Here is a 19,551-nt window from a genome sequence, read left to right as displayed (position 1 = left end):
ATGGGCATTGTTAAGCGTAATAAAGGTCATGCAGCCATATTATTTGTTTTGATTATTCCTGCCTTGTTCGGCTTATTTGCTTTGGGCAGTGATGGTGCAAGAGCATTACAAGCCAGTGCACGCCTTGACGACGGCTTAGAAGCCGCAAGTTTAGCGGTCGCAGCATTTAATGATGATAATGACGATGATGGTTCTGGCGCTGGGAGTGAGATCAATCAAACGATAGCGAATGCCTATATTAGCCAATATATGGATTCAATGAACTCGGTATCCAACGTTAAGATTGAAAAGAAAAGTTGTGAAGACATTCCAGATTGCGTATCAGGCTTAGAGGATGGCGATTCTCGTTTTTTTGAATATTCCGTTACAGCCACCACAAATCATGATTTTTGGTTTCCCAACGCATTTACTGACAATGTTGAAACGTTTGATGTAAGTGGAACATCAAGTTCTCGTAAGTATCAAAATCATGCCGTAGATGTGGTTTTTGTTTCTGATTTTTCAGGTTCAATGGGGAACGGTTGGGATGGTGGAAGTAACGACAAATACGAAGATCTTATTGATGTAATTGAGCTGGTTACCACCGAGTTACAGAAGTTTAATGACTTAGAAAATATTGATGATAACTCGGTGTCGTTCGTGGCATTTAATCATATGGTTCGGCTCAATGATGGAGATGGCAGCGGTACAAATTGTTATGTCCAGCAACTTAAATACAGTGGTTCTTCAGTAAGTACTACACAGACCATAAACGCAATTTTTACAGAAAAGTCGGGATGTGCGTATAACTCTCATTCGGGTGGTAGTTTTTATGATCTTGTTCCAACCACCAATTTTACTAGTTTTAATACCGCAATTTCCAGCTTTTATCCAGGAGGTTGGACGGCTTCATATCAAGGGATTATCCGTGGGGCTCAGCTGTTAGATAAAGGAACCAACCCTCGTCGCCTGATGATTGTTTTGTCTGATGGCCAAGAATACAGCACTAGTAATAATACGATTTCTAATAACTTGGTGAACGCGGGCATGTGCAACACCATCCGAGCTCATTTTGATAGCCAAGTTATTGGCGAAGAACCGGTCAGCTCCAAAATTGCGGTCATTGGTTTTGATTACGACTTAGAAAATAATGTCGCATTAAAAAATTGTGCAGGCAGTGATAACGTTTATAAAGCCGAAGATAAGAATGAAATATTAAACCGAATACTCGAGCTCATTAGTGAAGAGATTGGGCATTTAAAATAACAGTAGAAGGAATGTAATGTGAATAGGAAAGCGTGGCTGTTTACAATGATTGCCCTATTTGGTTCTCACTCTGTTTTAGCACAAGATGTGAACCAAGAATTAAATTTTTACTGCAATGCAGCGAATACTGAGTTTGAACAGAGCGTTAAAGTGGGTAAAGCGAAAACCGTATTGGTGAATGCAGGGAGTTTCCATCAAATCGAGGTCGACAGCGAGTACAATGCCTCTGTCGAGAATTTAGTTGGCGAAATGAAGCGAGTCGGATTAACTAGTCAATGTGCTGAGTTTTTAGTCTCTCAAGGCAGCGTGAAGTCGATGAAAGAAGAATCGGATGTGTACGCCCGTGTTTATTTTGACTTTAATAAGCACCAATTGACCAGCCAATCTCGTTACGTACTGCGAACGGTCGCTGCTCAATTGAAATCGGCTCCGTCTGATTTGATCGTTGAAGGTCATGCTGATAGCGTTGGTGATCATAGTTATAACTTTACTCTAGGATTGAAACGCTCAGAAACGGTTACTCAATACTTAGTGGAAAGAGGGGTCGAAAAAGAAAGCTTAGTGACCATTTCCAAAGGGGAAACCACCCCGATCGCCAGTAATAGCAATGCACAGGGGCGCCAGAAAAATCGACGAGTGGACCTACTTACTGAGCCAGCCTCTGAAAACTAGTTCGTTTGAATATCAATTAAGGGTGCTTCAGGTAAATAGACAAATAGGCCATGAATAATTCATGGCCTATTTGTCTATTTACCTGTCTACTTTTGGGTTCTAGGAGGCATCGATTCGATAGCTGGGACTTAATGCCTAAATAAACTTTCACGTGGATCCTGCTCTGGGTACTGAGAAAGTATTTGGTTAATGTACTCTTGATGATCTCTTAACACGTTAACGCAGTGTCCATCGAGTTTGCCCATTGCCACCATTTTCTCTAACTCTAGTAATGCGGACGTGACACACCATGCTTGTTGGTAAGGCCTGTGACTGGTTAAAGCATCAAATACATTCGCGACGGCAACGATACGAGCACTGATGGGAATGTCATCACCAGATAACCCATTAGGGTAGCCAGAGCCATCCAAAAATTCATGATGATGGGTGATGATATCGATTAGTGTTTCAACACAGGCATGTTGGGGGGAGCCAAGATCAGCCAAGATCTTTTCTATTATGATTAAGCCTTTATCAATATGGCTTTGCATAATTTTACGCTCATCTGGAGTGAGACTGGTCGGCTTAAGTAAAATAGCGTCAGGTATTGTGAGTTTGCCGATGTCGTGTAAGCGAGAAAACAAATGAATGTATTCAACCATTTCGTCACCAAAGCATTGTGTGTACGCTAAATTTTTGGCGATCAGGTGAGTAAATAAGCTGACTCGAGATATGTGCTTGTCGGAATCCTGTTTGGAACCCGGATATACTTCTCTGGCGAGTTCTGCTGAGCTTAAAATGGCATTAATGATCGAGTATTCGGTGTTGATTGTACGGCTAATGTCTTCGCAAAAAGGCAGCAGTAGCTGCTGGGTTTCTGCGTTAAAGACATGAGGTTTAAAAGAGTTGAAGCTAATAAAGCCAATGAATTGTTGGTGATGATAACTTGGAACAAAGTAGGTTGACTGGTAGCCTTGATCCAGCAACCATTTAGTATGCTGAGGCTGTGGGGCTAATGTTAATTCAGCCATGCTTTCGATGACATGGCTTGTATTTAGCTCTGCAGCCTCTTTTAATTGTGCGCATTCAGAAAAATAGTATTGCTGGTGATCATCGGTACTGACTTCAGTAATCTCACTGGCGGCATAGGTTCTCAACATGTCTAAATGTGTATCGTACAAGATGAATGAAATACGATCGATCTGGGGAATGGCCTCTCGAATCTGAGTATGAAGATCTCTTATTTGGTGGTTCAGTGAGTGGAGTTTTGTATTGAGATCGGGTGATACTTGCTGCGATTGAGTGAACATGATCGGATCCTCGGCCATAACCTACTAATTTGTTTTGCCTCGCTCCCTGTACAAGGAACGATATTCAGAGCGAATTTATACTTAGTAAGTGTAGGCAATAAAATGCATTTCTGCTTAAAAAGTATGCACAAATATGTAAGGAATTATGGCCGAAGATAAACTGTTATATATGGCTCATGGTGTACCCTGTCGTTAACCCAATTGTGATGAATACTGCCACCAATCCAACAATAGGCATCTTTTTATTTTTCAGCAGATAGAACCCGAATAGAACCGCTGCCATATCCACCCCTGATAGTACAGCGCTGACAAAAACTGGTTGGTAAAGTGCCGAAACCAAAAGCCCTACAACTGCAGCGTTAACACCGCTTATTGCTCCTGACAATCTATGGTGTTTAGCTAGATTTTGCCAATTCTGAAGTACCCCCATGAGCAAGAGAAATCCCGGAATAAAGACGGCGATAGTGGCTATGCCTGCACCTAACAATGGAGCCGACGGCATAAGGTGGTAGCCAATATACGTGGCAAAGGTAAACATTGGTCCAGGAACCGCTTGAGCAGCTGCATACCCAGTTAAAAAAGCATCTTGGCTGAGTTGATCGCCGACGATGTTTTGCAGGAGGGGAAGCACCACGTGACCCCCACCAAAAACCAAACTACCGGCTTGAAAGAACTCACTAAACAATGACACGACAGGTGACAGGTCAGCAATGAGTGGCAAGCCAAACACTAGTAATGCAAATATCAATAATGGGGCAGGGTTAAACTTCCCGATAGCTACTGTTGTTTGTAGCTCACCGGCCAGGTATTTTTGGCCAATAAGGGCGGCAATAATAAGCATTGCTATTTGCGTAAATAAGCTTGGAAGTATCAGCAACGCAACGGCGGTGCTTAAACACAAAAACCCCCCGGTTTTCTGAGTACAAAAATTACGATACATCGAGAGTGTTGCGTCAGCAACCACCACAACAGCAAGCAACTTTAACCCGTGAATGCTATGAACAAACCAACTCGAGTCAGTAATTTGGCTACTCAATAACGCCAATGCCAACATGATTAAAACAGAGGGTAAGGTGAAGCCGAGAAAAGCGGCAATGGCGCCTAGAGTGCCTGCCTTTTTGTGACCAATAGCGAAACCGACTTGGCTAGACCCCGGGCCAGGAAGAAATTGGCTCAATGCGACAATTTGAGCGTATTCGGCTTCTGTTAGCCAGTTTAGTTTTTCTACAAACGTATGACGAAAGTAACCAATGTGTGCGGCTGGGCCTCCAAAGCTAACCCAACCGAGTAGAAAGAAAGTCTTAAAAATGGAAAACATAACGAGCCTACAAAAATTATGAATAGTGGTTAGGTTAAGGTGAGGTGGTGAATGATTCAAATTGATAGTTTTGATATAGACTATGAATGAGATAGGATTGAAAGGCGGAAGGCGGAAGGCGGAAGGCGGAAGGCGGAAGGCGGAAGGCGGAAGGCGGAAGGCGGAAGGCGGAAAGCATAGAGGTTAAAGGTGGGGAGTGATATGAGTCAGGATATTAATTGGAAGAGTGTCGATCTCAATTTGCTGGTCACGTTCTCGGCGTTATATGATACTCAAAGCGTGAGTGAGGCGGCTAAAAAACTGCATGTCAGCCAGTCGGCGATGAGTCACAGTTTAGCAAGGCTTCGGGTATTGCTAGGTGACCCGTTGTTCGAGCGGCAAGGGCATAAAATGAAACCCAGCGAGCGCGCGGTTCATATCGCTCCTATCGTTGCGAGGTTACTCAATCAAATTACAAGTGAGGTGTTAGCACCTCAAGTGTTTATTGCAGCAGAGTTCAGTGGGGTATGTCGTATCGGCTTAACGGATTATGCTGAATACATTTTTTCGTCGGTGCTGTTTGATGCGATTCATGGACAATCAGCTCAATGCCAAATCAGCTTCATTAACGTGAACCGCAGTAACTACATCAAAGTAGTTGAAGAGCAAAATATTGATTTGATCATCGGAAGCTTTAACGATCTCGATAGCCGTTTTTCCAGCCAACAACTGTATACGGAACGGCACGTCTGTTTGTTTGATCCCAGCCGAGTAACTCTGTCTGACCCCATTCAATTATCAGAATATGCCAACGTACCTCACGCTCTGGTTAGCCCTGACGGAGTCCTTGATTCTGGTGTCGATAAAACGCTAGCACAACATGGGTTGAGTCGTCATGTCGCTGTCGCGTCGAGTAATTTCCTTACCGTGCGCCAACTGCTTTCCCAACGAGAATTGCTTGCTATCGTACCGGAAAAAATGGCTCAAATAACTGGATTTTCAGATGCTCTAAAAGTGGGGGAACCCCCGTTGAATGTGGGCAACTTCGATATCGTCATGGCGTGGCCAACCAGAAAAAATGGCCAAGAGAAAAGTCGTTGGTTAAGGGAAGTGATAAGCCAGATTTTAACAAGCAATGAATAGTCATTGTGGGGTGCTAGACGATCTCATCGGGGCAAGGTAAGGTAGGTGTATTAATAAACAGTCACTTAGTCATGTATTGTGGTAAATTGGCCGTTGTTCTATCGCATTAACGAGTCAAAGGAGCGCTTGTGAAAAAGCCTGTATTACAGATCGAATTGGTTTCTGACGTGTCTTGCCCATGGTGCTTTTTAGGCTACAAACGCTTAGAGCAAGCGATGTTACAAGTGGCTGATCAGATTGACTTTGAAGTGAGCTGGCATCCATTTGAGCTTAATTTAGATTTGCATCATGGTGGTGTAGAATTAAGAGAATACTTCGCTAAGCGATATGGCGCCACACCTGCGCAATATCAGGCACAGATAGACAATATGCGCAACCTTGGACAAGAAGTCGGTGTCGAATTTCATTTTGATGACAACACTAAGATTTATAATACCCGCAATGCACACAAACTCTTATGTTGGGCGGCTGAAACAGGCAAACAAACGAAGCTGAAAATGGCACTGTTTAATGCTTATTTCTGCCAAGGAAAAGCGGTTGATCAAACTGAAATTTTGCTCGAATGTGTACGTGAAGTTGGCCTTGATGAAGCAAGTGCGAAACAGGTAATTGAAAGTGAAGAGTGGAATAAGACCGTGCACGACAATGAAGTCCAGTGGCTGTCACTTGGGGTTCATGCGGTGCCTGCCTTAGTGATTAATCAGCAGCATTTAATCAATGGTGCTCAACCGGTAGAAGTGCTAGCTGAAGCATTCAGCGACATTGCATTTAACCCAGCACCGTAATTCGCTTAATTTTCTGTGTGATAAGAGCTGATGAGGCATTGGATTGATTCCCAACGCCTCAATATTTTAAATTCATTCGGATGGTATGCTAACCAGAGCTTTCTTCTCACACTCAGTCTAATCGGCTACTCAATTCTCAATCTTAACAATCTTTGATCAGCGATCTTCAAAAGCGTCTTTGATTTTTTGATCCGTTTTGTATTGGCTTAACGCGTAAACAGACCAAATCGCCGCAGGAATCCAACCAATCAATGAAATTTGCAACAATAGACATACAATGCCGCTAATGGGGCGACCGATAGTGAAAAACTGTAGCCACGGTAGCAATAAAGCAAGAAGTAAACGCATAGTAGAATTCCTTTCAATTTAGTTACTGTTAATACTATCAACTTTTCTGTCACTTCGCAGTTCCAAACTCCAATCACTGCAATTGTGCACAACTTCTATTTTTATTGTGTTGCCGAGTGCTACTATTGTAAACGTTTCCACTAGGTTGATTTATTCGTTAAGTAACGAATTCAAGACAATAAAAATGCCAGAAATATGGCCAATAATGTAGCAAAGGGAAGGCTCTATGAGATCGTTTAATCAGGTAATGTTAGCCCGAGAATGGGAAAATCAGCACATTGTGCACCATCATACGCTCGCTGCGCATTCTCCTCTTAACTCTTATCCTGATATTGAACATGCTCGCTTAGGCTATTGCTCTCCTAATCAGTTATCGCTGAATGGAGAGTGGAAATTTCAGTTATTCGAACAGCCTGAATTGGTCGAAGAAGCCATGGTATCGAGCCAATTCGATGACAGTATGTGGTCTTCGATTTGCGTGCCGAGCAACTGGCAGTGTCAGGGGTTTGATCATCCCATTTATACCAACGTAAAATACCCTTTCGTTGATAATGCGCCGAAAGTACCGGAACAAAACCCGACGGGTGTCTATCGGCTAAGCTTTGAAGCACCGAGTCACTTTTCCGGTTTAACTCAGCGCATTATTTTTGATGGTGTGAATTCTGCATTTCACTTGTGGTGCAACGGGGAATGGGTTGGTTATTCTCAAGACAGCCGTTTACCTGCTGAATTCGACTTATCTGCCTTTCTATGTTCCGGTCAAAATCAGCTAACGGTGATGGTTTTACGTTGGTCTGATGGTTCTTATTTAGAAGATCAGGACATGTGGTGGTTAAGCGGTATATTTCGTGACGTTACCTTGTTAGCCAAACCGAAAGTGGCCATTGAAGATGTGACCATAGTGACCAATTTAGATGCCTGTTACCGCGATGCTACTTTGAACGTTAAAACGAGAATCTCTAGTTTAGAGTCAGAAGGCTACCATGTTGACGTTGAGCTTTTTGAGCGTGGAGGTGATAGCGCTTTGCTAGCGGGTAAATCTGGTTTTGGAGACAAGTTTGTTGATGAGAAAGGAGCATGGCATGACATTTCTCAGATTAGCTTACCGCTGACTGACCCAAAAAAGTGGAGTGCGGAATCCCCATATTTATATCGCTGTGTGATCAGCCTACTTGATGCCAATGGCAACTGTGTGGACTGTGAAGCGTATGAGGTTGGTTTTCGTCAGGTTGAAATAAAAAATGGTCAACTGATGGTCAATGGCCAAGCTATTTTGATCCGTGGTGTTAACCGGCACGAGCATCACCCAGAGCTTGGGCATACCATGACCGAGCAAAGCATGTTGCAAGACATCAAGCTACTGAAACAGAATAATTTTAACGCGGTACGTACGGCACATTATCCTAATCACCCTCGTTGGTATGAATTGTGCGATCAGTATGGGCTTTACGTAGTGGATGAAGCAAATGTGGAAACTCACGGTCAGTTTCCAATGTGTCGCCTATCAAACGATACGAGCTGGCTTAATGCTTATATGCGACGTATGACTCGTTTAGTTGAAAGAGATAAGAATCACCCATCGATCATTATTTGGTCTTTGGGCAATGAGTCTGGCATTGGTAATAACCACGATGCGATGTATCAATGGACCAAGCAAAACGATCCGACTCGTCCGGTTCAATATGAGGGCGGGGGATCGGACACCAAAGCAACGGACATCATTTGTCCTATGTACGCTCGTATCGAAGATGATCAAGTGTATGGCCCAGACCCTAGCGTAACGCCCAAGATTGCCATTAAAAAATGGATTGGCTTGCCGAATGAAACTCGGCCTTTAATTCTTTGTGAATACGCTCATGCTATGGGTAACAGTATTGGTAACTTCCATAAATACTGGCAAGCGTTTAGACAGTACCCAAGATTGCAAGGTGGCTTTATTTGGGACTGGGTGGATCAAGGGTTGACCAAAATCGATGAAAATGGCCAAAAATACTGGGCTTATGGGGGCGATTTTGGCGATGTAATTAATGACCGACAATTTTGTATTAACGGCTTAATTTATCCGGATAGAAGCGTGCACCCTACCTTGCATGAAGTGAAAAAGGCTCAACAGTTTTATCAATTTTCGCTGGCATCACTAGAGCCACTGACGATTGAGGTTGTGAATGAAAACCTATTTGGAACAAATGATAACGAGCATCTTCAATGGTCAATCATTAAAGATGGTCATCTATTGGTCGAGGGAGACATCGCACTTGATGTTTTACCGCAAAACAAGCAAGCGATATTGCTGACCAATGAGCTACCAAACATGGCCGCAGACCACGAGTATTTTCTAAACGTTAATGTGGTGTTGGATAACGCAACACAATGGGCTGATGCCGGGCATATTACCGCAACGGAACAGCTTGCGTTGCCTATGGTAGCCTCTTTGCAGCTTCCGTCTCCCCCTCAAATTCAAGCTCCAATTCTTAATGTACAAAAAGACGAAATAACCGTGAAGGGGGACGCGTTTCAGTTGCAGTTTGATCCTAATACGGGCTACCTCTCTCAGTGGCTGGTTGGCGGCATAAACCAAATCGCTCAAGGGCCGATGGATAACTTCTATCGAGCACCGCTAGATAATGATATTGGTACCAGTGAAATAGATCGGGTTGATCCAAATTCTTGGGTGGCTCGATGGGCGGAAATAGGGCTGGATAAATTAGACGTAGAATGCATACAGTTTGACGCGCAGCAGTTAAGTAATCGCGTGCTTATAACCAGTCAGTTTGTATATCGATTCGAGCAAAGAGTGCTATTTAACACCACCTGGCGATACAGTATTGATTTAACCGGAGAAGTATCAATTGAGGTTGATACTGTGGTGGCTCAACACTTACCGTCTTTACCAAGAATCGGCATGGAATGGGCGTTACCTGCTACCTCACAGCAAAGTGTGAAAGAAGAATCAATGGCCGTGGCTTGGTATGGCCGTGGCCCGCATGAAAACTATCCGGATAGAAAAACATCAGCGCACTATGGGCGTTACGAATCGAGCATTGAACAGATGCATACGAACTATATTTTCCCAAGTGATAACGGCTTACGTTGCGATGTGAGAAATGCAAAAATAGGTGCGATGCAACTAAGTGGTGATTTTCATTTCTCGGTCAGTCGTTTTACACAACGTAATTTGGCCAATGCAAAACATACTAATGAATTGGTTGATAGCGGCTTGGTATACGTGCGCGTTGATGGCTTCCATATGGGGGTTGGTGGCGATGACTCATGGACACCAAGTGTGCATCAGGAATATCGATTAGAAAAGACGCACTATCGATATCAATTAAAAGTCAGCATGGGCGGTTAGCTTGATGGCCTAAAATTATGCAGCCTAATAAAAAATGCGCAGTGAAAGCTAGCGCATTTTTTATACGGCGTTAATCGGAGGTCAATTCAAACTTAGTCCAAGTCTTTGCTCGCCATCGACGAGCCATAATTAGCCCTCTAAACCACTCGTCCAGCGCAATGGCCATCCATGCTCCTAATACGCCATAGCCTAAGTGGATACCGAATACGTAGCTAAATCCTACACCGAGCCCCCACATGCTGAGTATGCCCATTTGTACCGGGAACTTGATGTCACCTGCGCCCTTTAATGAAGAAATAAACACCAAATTGAATACTCTCCCCGCTTCAAGAATGATAGATCCGCCAATGAGCCCAGCGGTGAGTAAGGTGATTTCGGGGTGGTCAGTAAATAGGGAGATAATGTCAAAGCGCATCAAATAAACCGAACTGGCAATCACTGTGGATACAAGAAAAGCAACGGCAAAGTACTTTTGCACGCGAATCAAGATACTGTCTATCCAGCCTTTGCCAATAAAATAGCTGGTTTGAATTTGGCTGGCTTGTCCTATGGCAAGAGAAAAAGCAAAGGACAACCGCGCAATATTTTGAGCATAAGTATAGGCGGCCAAAGAAGAGGTGCCCATTTGAACGACAAAATAGACAATCGTCATTTGAGCCATGTTATAAGACAGCATCTCACCTGCGTTCATTGAACCGATATTGATTATCTTCTTAAACATTGAAGAAGGGATGTCTTTCCGGCGGTGAAACGGCAGTTCAATGCCTTTTCGTTTAATCTCCCAACAGAGTAATAGGGTTCCTATGATCTGTCCTGTAACAGTAGCAATAGCAACGCCTTGAACGCCGTACACCGGTAGGCCAAAAGGTTGATAAAGAGCAATGTAATTACCCAATAAATTAATAATGCCTGCGACAAGGTTAATCACCATCGGAGAGCGAGAATAGCCATGGCTTCGCAGTATCGTGGCTAACACAATCCCAACAGTAACGAACAAGGTAAGGGAACCGGTGATGATCAAATACTGATAGCCAAATGCAGCCACTTGTTGGTCAAGGTTATAAAGATCGATGAAATTGCTTGCCCCGAAAAAAGCAATCAGGCTTAAAGCAGAGCCAACGGCAATAGATAAAAGAACACTAGCGACACCAACTTCAGCAGATTTGATTGGTTTGTTCGCACCATTGTATTGGGCGATTAGAATTCCGGTGCCACTGCTGACCATCATCGAAATAATAATGAGAAAGAAACTGATCTGAGAAATTACCCCGACAGCAGAAACGGCCAGATCGGAATAGCTACTGAGCATGAATACATCGCTGGTACTCAAGGCGGTACGTAGCAAAATTTCAATAAAAATTGGCCAAGTTAAGGCCACGATACTCATGCGTTTGTTGATGGTGGAGGCGGGAGACATGGTGTACTCAAAACATGAAAATAACAGCTCGTATTATAACCGCTTTTTACCTTGCGACCTATAAGGGATTAAGTGTGTGAGGTAATTAAAAAGACACCCTAGGAGCTAGGGTGTCTGGGTGCTTCACTATTGGGGGACGTTACTTATCGACTAAATAAAGCAATCTATTTTGGCAACCTCGCTTGGTTGCCAATTAGTGCTCATTATGCAACGGCTAGCTCAGCTTTAGATTTACGCATTTTCTTCAGAGTAATACAGGTCAGTGCGGTAACAACTGTACCTGCCGCCATGCAAAGAATCGCAAGCAGTGGGTAGTTCATTGCACCCAGTAGAGCAACAACAGGGCCACCATGAGCGACGCTATTGGTTACGCCAAACGAGAACGCCATCACAGCTGCAACCATAGAGCCCAATACGTTAGCAGGGATGACCGACATTGGGTCTTGCGCTGCAAATGGAATCGCACCCTCAGAAATACCCACTAAGCCCATCGCACTAGCTGCTTTACCTGCTTCAATTTCAGAGGTTTCAAACAAATCAAATTTACGACCCAGGTAAGTGGCAAGACCCATACCTAGCGGTGCCACTGGGATTGCACAGGCCATTGCGCCCATAAATTGTGTTTGACCACTTGCAATCATGCCAACAGAGAATAAGAAAGCCACTTTATTAAACGGGCCACCCATATCAAAACCAGCCATGCCGCCAAGAACTATACCTAATAGAACCACGTTACCCGTGCTCATAGAGGTTAGCATTGCGTTAAGGCCGTCCATTAAGCTTGCAATCGGCGCACCAATCACAAAGATGAACAAGCTAGAAATAAATAGAGAACCAGCAATCGGCGCAATCATGATTGGAACTAAAGGCTGAATAAACTTGTGATAGTTAATGCTCGTAATGAACTTAACAAAGTAACCAACCAGTAGGCCTGCGACTATCGCACCGATAAAGCCAGTGCCAGCTTCTGCGCCATAGAAAGATCCGTTATTCGCAATCCAACCACCAATTAAACCCGGAGCCAAACCTGGGCGGTCAGCAATGGCATAAGCAATGTAACCGGCCAAAATAGGGATCATTAATGTAAAGGCAACGACACCTACATCAAGCACTTTTTGCCACATGCTATCAGCTGGAATTGCCATGCCGGCTTCCGTTGGTTCGCCACCAATGGCCAGTGCAAGTGCAATCAAAAGACCCCCGGTTACGACGAATGGGATCATGTGTGAAACGCCGTTCATCAAGTAACGATAAAGGTCTGTGCGAGCTGAAGAGGTTTTAGATACCGATGACCCATTTGCATTATCTTCACTGACGTAGCGTGGTGCTTTCAATGCTTGGTTAATGACGTCTTGAGCATTTTTAATTGGCGCTTTTACTGGCGTTTCAATCAGCTTTTTACCAGCAAAACGAGCCATGTCGACTTGCTTGTCACTCGCTACCACAATGGCATCAGCACGTTCAATTTCTTCAGCTGTTGGGCTGTTTTTCACACCGATAGAACCATTGGTTTCTACTTTGATTTCGTACCCCATAGCGGCTGCGCCTTTTTCAAGGGCTTCGGCGGCAAGGTAAGTATGCGCAACACCAGTAGGGCAACCTGTCACACCTATGATAAAACCTTGATCGGCTTCTGGTGTATCGGGGTTGGCTTCTGTTTTAGCGAGCAATAACTCAAGTGCTTGTTTCGAGCTCGTTGCTGCCATCAAATTTTGAATAAAGCCTTCTTCGATCAATTTGGAAGAAAGCTCGGCTAATACTTCGATGTGGTGATCGGAACCGCCATCAGGGGAGGCGATCATAAAGAACAATTTTGATGGCTGGCCATCTTCAGCACCGTACTCTATGCCGCTCTTGCTAATACCAATAGCAACAGCGGGTTCAGTAACAGCAGCACTTTTCGCGTGAGGGAGAGCAACACCGTCTTCAAACCCGGTATTACCTATTTCTTCACGTGCATGAATATCGTTCAGGAATTGTTGCTTGTCGCTGATCCTGCCTTGTTGATGTAAAAGCTCAATAAGCTCAGCAAACACTTGGTCTTTGCTGGTGGCTTTTAGATCTAAGCAGATCAACTTGTCGTTGATTAAGTCCGTGATCATGTTCTTCCCCTGATGTTCCGTCGTTAAAAGTTATTTTGCTATGGGATTATTGTCGGACATCTTGGCAATAAATTTTAGAGCACCATAAATGCAATTACTGGATTATTGTAACGCATCAAATTTAGTGTGATCACTCTCAAATTATTATGGCACTTCAATTCATCGATTTTATATAACTTTAGTTGTTTAAATTCAGTTCTTTATATTGTATCGTTCTGTCAGTTGTGTTTTTAGATAGAAAAATAATCGCTGGATAATAATGATAAACTAGAGCAAAGTAACCAGTAAATCTGTCGGTTTTATTTGATTTTGGTCACATAAAATCGTCGTTTTTACCCAGTGACGTAGCATAAGAGAGCCGTGTAATGGCCAAAGTTTTTCATAACTTGTTAGAGACCTTGATTACTGAACGTGATCATTTTAATCGGATTTGGTTTGCGTCCGACCAGCTTCAGCCTCCTCCATTTAGCTATCAAGTGAACTTCCCTCGCTTAGAGTTAGTGGTGAGTGGTGAGTATCAAAACCAGCTTGAAGACCCTGAACAAGGCATCGCAGACATAAAAGTGTTGGCGGGAGATGCGCTGTACATTCCACCCAACTGTTGGAATAAACCGAATTGGGATAATGACTGCTCTGTAGTGAGTCTGCTATTTGGGCGACGACAGCTAGGGCTTAGCTTTGTGAGTAAACGAAAAGGTGAAAACGGTTTTTTTGATGTGCAAAAGCACAGTATCCAGACGAGAACGGGTCATGCCATAGACTCCATGTTAGACGCATTGAATGCATTGGCTACAGAGCCCAAAAAGGCGCCAATGGATGAACACTTGCTGCTTGCTTTACTCACTTATGCGCTTTCGATGCTTGCTGATCCTAATGCTTCTACGAAAAAGCGCAGCGATGATGTATATCAGGGGATTTGTATCTATATTCAAGAGAACTTTCATCGAGCAATCAGCCGAGGCAGTATCGCTCAGCGTTTCAGTATCTCTCCTAATCATCTTTCTCGCTTGTTTCGACAACAAGGGCACATGACACTGGCCGACTATATTACTTGGGTCAGAATTGATCGCGCCAAATTCATGTTACGCAAATATGATTTTCGCTTACAAGAAGTCGCGACACGATGTGGATTTCAAGACGTTAACTATTTTTTTAGAGTCTTCAAAACAAAGACAGGGCGAACGCCAAGTGAATATCGACGTGTTGTGTAGTGGGTGCCAGGCTTCAGGTTACGGAGGTCGGGGAATCAAGGTTAGGTAAGGGGAAGAAAAGCTTTCGATAGTTGATGTATAAGTATGGCTTTAATCGCTTCAGGCTCACGGCTTGAGGTGAGTGTTTTGCAATATTCTTCATTGAGCAAAGATTTCGTTAAATGGGTGAACGCTAAAATCATATTTCGTTCTGGCGGCTTAGGTAGCGCCAACGTCACAATGAATCGAACATTTCCCATATTAGATTGCCAATCTATATCCTCGGCTAATTGGAGTACGGCCAATGATGGTGTAGCGACGGAATCGTTCATTACGTGTGGTAGGGCAATACCATTGCCAATGGCTGTAGAAGACGTAGCTTCACGCTGATATAATGAATCAAACATGTTAACAACAGAGTCGGGTGAGAGCATTCGGCTCGCTTGAGCTAATACATCATGTTTGGTTGTTGGTTGACCTAAGCGCTTAAAGGAAAAATCCAACTTGAAAGGAAGTTCAAAAGTTGGCAACTGTTTGATCAGTTCAATGTTGGTTTTTGCATTACTTTTATGGGCGGTGTTTACTAAAGTAAATTGTTCGGCGATGAAGTCAGTTAAAACCATGCAGGCAAGTTCTGCATCAGTGCCTTCAATATGCAGCTGGCACAAATCGTGTTCTTTTCCGCCTAAGGCCATGACTTGCAATGTTTGCTCCGCATTGGATCGAACTTCACGAGTGTGATTAACCAATAGAATCACCGAGCGAAACATACTGCCTAAGGTTTTTAGCCGGTTGACCTTCCAACTAACAAAACCATCTTTGGGTAATATGAAGGTGATCCTTCGTTCAATCATAACGAGCGGCAACGCTCTAATACTGAGGTTACATCAGTCAGTACTTCTTCAATGGTCACACAGTGAATTTTGCAGCCTGTAAAGCGAGCTCGATTTTCGATTTCAATATCGGAAGCGATCAATACGACATCTGCACGAGCAATATCTTGAGAGTTGAGTTGGTTTTCAATCCCCATCGCTCCTTGGGTTTCGACTTTTATGATCGTGTTTTCTTTCGCTGCAGCTTTGGTAAGTACATCTGCCGCCATATAGGTATGAGCGATCCCAGTTGGGCAAGCAGTAACAGCGACAATTCTCATATTAGTTCTCATCAGTGGCAAATAAGCAGGCACAAGATTGTCACTGTTATGGATATAGAGTCAAGAGGAAGAGAGGTTAAAAGTGAAGTATGGGAAGTGCTAAAAGCTAAGCCCTAAATTCTAGGTATAAAAAATCCGAAGTACGAAATACTTCGGATTTGCTCTAAGTGCTAAGTGCTAAGTGCTAAGTGCTAAGTGCTAAGTGCTAAGTGCTAAGTGTAAAGTTCTAGCCCCAAGCTCAATCTTTTGCTCTTATTTCGCTTTTAGCACTTCGCTTTTAGTTATTACTATGCAGCTCGCTGTTTAGTTCCACTGCACTCTTGTTCGTCAGGCACTCGATTTGGCCTGTAACAGAGTTACGACGGAATAGAAGATCTGATTTACCGGCTAAATCACGGGCTTTAACCACTTCAACTTCTTGGCCGCTTGAATCTAACATGCGCACTTTAGAACCAGCCGTTACGTAAAGACCAGATTCAACCGTACAACGATCGCCTAGTGGGAAACCAAGGCCTGCGTTTGCGCCAAGCAGTGATTTTTCACCGATAGAAACGACCACTGAACCGCCACCAGAAAGCGTACCCATGATTGAAGCACCACCACCGATGTCGGAACCGTTACCAACCACAACACCTGCAGAAATACGGCCTTCAACCATGCTTACGCCAGTCGTACCCGCGTTGAAGTTGATGAAACCTTCGTGCATAACGGTTGTACCTTCACCAACATGTGCGCCCAGGCGTACACGAGATGTGTCAGCAATACGAATACCTGTTGGTACCACGTAATCCACCATTTTAGGGAATTTATCAACGCAATCGACAGATAGCGCACGGTCAGCTAGGCGAGCTTCAATTTGACGTTCTGCAAGCTCAGGTAGATCAATTGGACCTTCGTTAGTCCAAGCGATGTTGTGTAGTAGACCAAAGATGCCATCAAGTACTGTACCGTGTGGTTGAACCAAACGGTTTGAGATAAGTTGTAGCTTAAGGAAGCCTTCAGCAACGGACTGTGGTTTCTCGTCGGTTGCTAGAATCACTAACACTAAAGGTTGAGCTGATGCTGCCGCTTTAGTAGCAAAGCTTGCATTGGCTTGATCGTCATTGGCTGCAAATGCTTGCGCGAGAGCTTCGCATTGATCAGCTGTGATTTCGATTGCTTGGTTTTCACCTTGGTAGCCGCTAACTTTAGCAAGAGCATCTACAAGAACATCACTTGGGTTCAATACTGGATTAGGGAAGAAAGCTTCAATGATTTTGTCTTGGCTGTTTTTAGTTGCTGTGCCAAACGCCAGTGAAAAGTATGCCATGGTAAATGATCTCCTTGGGGAATTGGGGTTGCTGTTTGCTTGTATCCATACAAGAACATCGCAACAAAAATGAATCTGTTTGCATCATAATAACCCTGTTATCGATATAAAAGGGCAATTGGCTTGAAAGTCTGCCAATAGATATGAGCTGTCTGGTGAGAGATATAATATCGCTAGGAAGAAAAATAGCCAGCCAGATCTGAGATCTTGCTGGCCATTTAAAGTTTACCTGATTCTAAAACTTACGCTGCGTCGTCTTGCTTTTCAGCTTCATCCGCTTCAGTTTTCACTGCTTTTGGTTTTTTAGGTTCAGCTTTGCGCTTTTTAGCGCCCAGTGCGTAAAGCACCTCTTCTTTATTCTTAGCAAGATACATTGAAAGCTCTTCTTGCTTGGCTTCATCTTCGATTAGCTCGCTGCCTGCGAGTAATGAAAACAGCTCATCTGCCATATCGAGCATTTTGTCATAAGCGTCGGCTTCTGCCTTAGAGGTAAAAGTCATCTTTTCTTCTCCGTTGCGCTCCACCACGTACTTGACGATTACAGCCATGGTTATCCTCTTAAACTTACCAAATTAAAATTCAATTACTGTCTGTTTATACAGCCAACAGATCGCCTTGTCTAGTTGAGCTGGCGAGAGTGGGAGTTGTTTAACCAATTTGGTTGGGAAGAGAGCAAAAAATGCGGCTAATAACTTGGCCTAGGTTTGCTTTTTATCTTCTATCCAACATGAACTTCGCTTCGGCGGTTGAGCAAATCACACCCTCGGCCTCAATACGGCTTTCTAAGGCAAAGATCCGCTTGGTTCGTTTGACCATTTTAGCCGTTACGCACAGGGTGGTGTGCAATGGCACAGTTTGAATGAAGCGCACGCTTAGTGAGGCTGTGAGTGCTTGAATGTTATGAGCAAAAAGACAATGTGTCATGGCGGTATCATGCAGTGTGCTGATCAACCCTCCTTGCATCACACCTTGATAGCCTTGCATTTTCTCTGTTGCCGTTATTGTGGTTTGAACACTGCCATCAGCCAAATGAGTGAAATCGATAATTTGTTGATCTGAGAAGAAAGGTTGGCAACAAACTGCGCAATTTTGATGGTTATTTGGAAGCATAGATCCCCACTTGATGACGTAAAGAACCAATTTAGCGCTAGTTATTGTCATATGCTATAAATAAGGATGGGAAATATGGTTTCATAAATAACACCACCTATTGAATAACGCCCATTGCTTGGTGGCTAACGGCACATTTCCATTTTATCCCCTTTTTTATTCCCCATCCCACTCCAAACAAAACTGGCGAAACGCTTTAAGTAATGGGCTTTGGTAGCGTTCTTTGTGCATTAACAGCCAAAAGCGGCGCTGCATGTCTAGCGGTAGGTTAAGGGGAACTACCCGTCCATCGGCAATGGCCCACTTTGCCGAACGATGAGATAAACACGCAAGCCCTAGGTTGGCGCTGGCGGCATTAATAATGGCTTCCGTCGTGTTGAGCTGAAATGCATCAGCCCATGTATCAATACGTGGTGCGATGCGTTGTAAGAAAAACTCTCGGCTACCAGACCCTGCCTCTCGTAAAATCCAATCACTTCCTTCTAAATTCGACACTTCTAATGGTTTTTGAGTCGTCAGTGCATGGGCAACAAGCGCATGAGTAGGAGCGGCGATGATGCACATTTCGTCTAAACGCCATTGCTCTGTGGTCAGTTGGGGGTGTTGTGTTTTTCCCTCAACCAACGCAATATCTAGCTCATAATCCACGAGTTTCTGACAGATCTGAGAAGTATTTGAGATCAGCAAACTTTGGGCGTGATGACCGTGCTCAGAACGGAAATCACGAAGAAGAAAGGGGGCAACTTGATTACCAATCGTGTCACTAGCGCCCAAATGAAGTTGGCCATGCAAGGGCTGATCGTCAACAAATAGCTGGTCAATATCTTGGGCTCGGTGAAGCAGTTCATCAGCTAATGGTAAAAGCTGGTGGCCTTGCTGATTTAAAACCAAACGATTATTCACGCGATCAAAAAGATCGTGGCCGATCTGCTTTTCCATTTCAGCCAGTGCCATACTTACCGCTGCTTTAGATAAAAACAGGTTTTTCGCGGCAGCGGTGATGGTCTTGTCTTGAGTGATGGCCACGAATACACGTAGCTGTTTGAGTGAAATATTCATATGTTTAGTTTAATTGAACTCTATTTTAAATATATTCAGATATAATTAAACATAGTTCAAGTTTAAAGTGATGGCACTCA

Annotated in this window: 17 protein-coding genes; 6 read left to right on the top strand and 11 right to left on the bottom strand. The window is 43.8% G+C overall.

Annotated elements, in window-relative coordinates; translation table 11 throughout:
* Together QWZ04_RS13930 and QWZ04_RS13925 are read left to right on the top strand one after the other, a co-directional pair.
* On the top strand, window positions 1-1,245 hold the full coding sequence (locus tag QWZ04_RS13930) for a TadE/TadG family type IV pilus assembly protein (RefSeq protein WP_290328884.1): 1,245 nt from the start codon (window positions 1-3) through the stop codon (window positions 1,243-1,245).
* Between the two features lie 18 nt (window positions 1,246-1,263).
* Window positions 1,264-1,917: an OmpA family protein gene (locus tag QWZ04_RS13925; protein ID WP_290328883.1), complete on the top strand. Its 654-nt coding sequence runs from the start codon at window positions 1,264-1,266 to the stop codon at window positions 1,915-1,917.
* Window positions 1,918-2,045: 128 nt separating this feature from the next.
* Here QWZ04_RS13925 and QWZ04_RS13920 read toward each other — a convergent pair whose 3' ends face one another.
* Both QWZ04_RS13920 and chrA read right to left on the bottom strand, forming a co-directional pair.
* Complete coding sequence (locus tag QWZ04_RS13920; RefSeq protein WP_290328882.1) at window positions 2,046-3,206, bottom strand: HD-GYP domain-containing protein; 1,161 nt, start codon at window positions 3,204-3,206, stop codon at window positions 2,046-2,048.
* 163 nt (window positions 3,207-3,369) lie between these two features.
* Window positions 3,370-4,524, bottom strand: a complete 1,155-nt coding sequence (gene chrA / locus QWZ04_RS13915) for a chromate efflux transporter (protein ID WP_290328881.1) — start codon at window positions 4,522-4,524, stop codon at window positions 3,370-3,372.
* Window positions 4,525-4,725: 201 nt separating this feature from the next.
* Between chrA and QWZ04_RS13910 the strand changes: the two genes are divergently transcribed.
* Entirely contained in the window at window positions 4,726-5,646 is a 921-nt protein-coding gene (locus QWZ04_RS13910; RefSeq protein WP_290328880.1) for a LysR family transcriptional regulator, read from the top strand.
* Window positions 5,647-5,774: 128 nt separating this feature from the next.
* Window positions 5,775-6,431, top strand: coding sequence for a DsbA family oxidoreductase (locus QWZ04_RS13905; protein WP_290328879.1), 657 nt, complete (start codon window positions 5,775-5,777; stop codon window positions 6,429-6,431).
* 156 nt (window positions 6,432-6,587) lie between these two features.
* On the opposite strand, the gene QWZ04_RS13900 is transcribed toward QWZ04_RS13905, so the two are convergent.
* On the bottom strand, window positions 6,588-6,779 hold the full coding sequence (locus QWZ04_RS13900; protein WP_102522156.1) for a YqaE/Pmp3 family membrane protein: 192 nt from the start codon (window positions 6,777-6,779) through the stop codon (window positions 6,588-6,590).
* Between the two features lie 226 nt (window positions 6,780-7,005).
* On the opposite strand from QWZ04_RS13900, the gene QWZ04_RS13895 reads away from it, so the two are divergent.
* Window positions 7,006-10,131, top strand: a complete 3,126-nt coding sequence (locus QWZ04_RS13895; protein WP_290328877.1) for a beta-galactosidase — start codon at window positions 7,006-7,008, stop codon at window positions 10,129-10,131.
* Between the two features lie 70 nt (window positions 10,132-10,201).
* Here the strand turns inward: QWZ04_RS13895 and QWZ04_RS13890 are convergent, their stop codons facing one another.
* The gene (locus QWZ04_RS13890; RefSeq protein WP_290328876.1) at window positions 10,202-11,548 is read right to left on the bottom strand and encodes an MATE family efflux transporter; all 1,347 of its coding nucleotides are present in this window, start codon (window positions 11,546-11,548) and stop codon (window positions 10,202-10,204) included.
* Window positions 11,549-11,751: 203 nt separating this feature from the next.
* Complete coding sequence (locus QWZ04_RS13885; RefSeq protein ID WP_290328875.1) at window positions 11,752-13,650, bottom strand: PTS fructose transporter subunit IIABC; 1,899 nt, start codon at window positions 13,648-13,650, stop codon at window positions 11,752-11,754.
* 365 nt (window positions 13,651-14,015) lie between these two features.
* On the opposite strand from QWZ04_RS13885, the gene QWZ04_RS13880 reads away from it, so the two are divergent.
* Window positions 14,016-14,861, top strand: a complete 846-nt coding sequence (locus QWZ04_RS13880) for a helix-turn-helix transcriptional regulator (protein WP_290328874.1) — start codon at window positions 14,016-14,018, stop codon at window positions 14,859-14,861.
* 41 nt (window positions 14,862-14,902) lie between these two features.
* Here QWZ04_RS13880 and QWZ04_RS13875 read toward each other — a convergent pair whose 3' ends face one another.
* The 6 genes from QWZ04_RS13875 to QWZ04_RS13850 form a co-directional block, all read right to left on the bottom strand.
* Window positions 14,903-15,694, bottom strand: coding sequence for a PTS sugar transporter subunit IIA (locus QWZ04_RS13875; protein WP_290328873.1), 792 nt, complete (start codon window positions 15,692-15,694; stop codon window positions 14,903-14,905).
* Complete coding sequence (locus QWZ04_RS13870) at window positions 15,691-15,993, bottom strand: PTS fructose transporter subunit IIB (protein WP_290328872.1); 303 nt, start codon at window positions 15,991-15,993, stop codon at window positions 15,691-15,693. Before QWZ04_RS13870 ends, QWZ04_RS13875 begins: the two co-directional genes overlap by 4 nt.
* A 277-nt stretch (window positions 15,994-16,270) precedes the next feature.
* Window positions 16,271-17,302, bottom strand: coding sequence for a 2,3,4,5-tetrahydropyridine-2,6-dicarboxylate N-succinyltransferase (gene dapD, locus QWZ04_RS13865; protein ID WP_290328871.1), 1,032 nt, complete (start codon window positions 17,300-17,302; stop codon window positions 16,271-16,273).
* 242 nt (window positions 17,303-17,544) lie between these two features.
* Complete coding sequence (locus QWZ04_RS13860; RefSeq protein WP_290328870.1) at window positions 17,545-17,850, bottom strand: YebG family protein; 306 nt, start codon at window positions 17,848-17,850, stop codon at window positions 17,545-17,547.
* A gap of 163 nt (window positions 17,851-18,013) precedes the next feature.
* A complete protein-coding gene (locus QWZ04_RS13855; protein ID WP_290328869.1) occupies window positions 18,014-18,412 on the bottom strand; it encodes a PaaI family thioesterase in 399 nt (132 codons plus the stop codon).
* Between the two features lie 156 nt (window positions 18,413-18,568).
* Window positions 18,569-19,471, bottom strand: coding sequence for a LysR substrate-binding domain-containing protein (locus tag QWZ04_RS13850; protein ID WP_290328868.1), 903 nt, complete (start codon window positions 19,469-19,471; stop codon window positions 18,569-18,571).
* Window positions 19,472-19,551 lie beyond the last annotated feature (80 nt).

It is taken from the genome of Vibrio tapetis subsp. quintayensis, assembly GCF_030409945.1.
In the GTDB taxonomy this organism is placed as follows: Bacteria; Pseudomonadota; Gammaproteobacteria; order Enterobacterales; family Vibrionaceae; genus Vibrio; species Vibrio quintayensis.
This window is presented reverse-complemented; position numbering and strand designations above follow the sequence as displayed.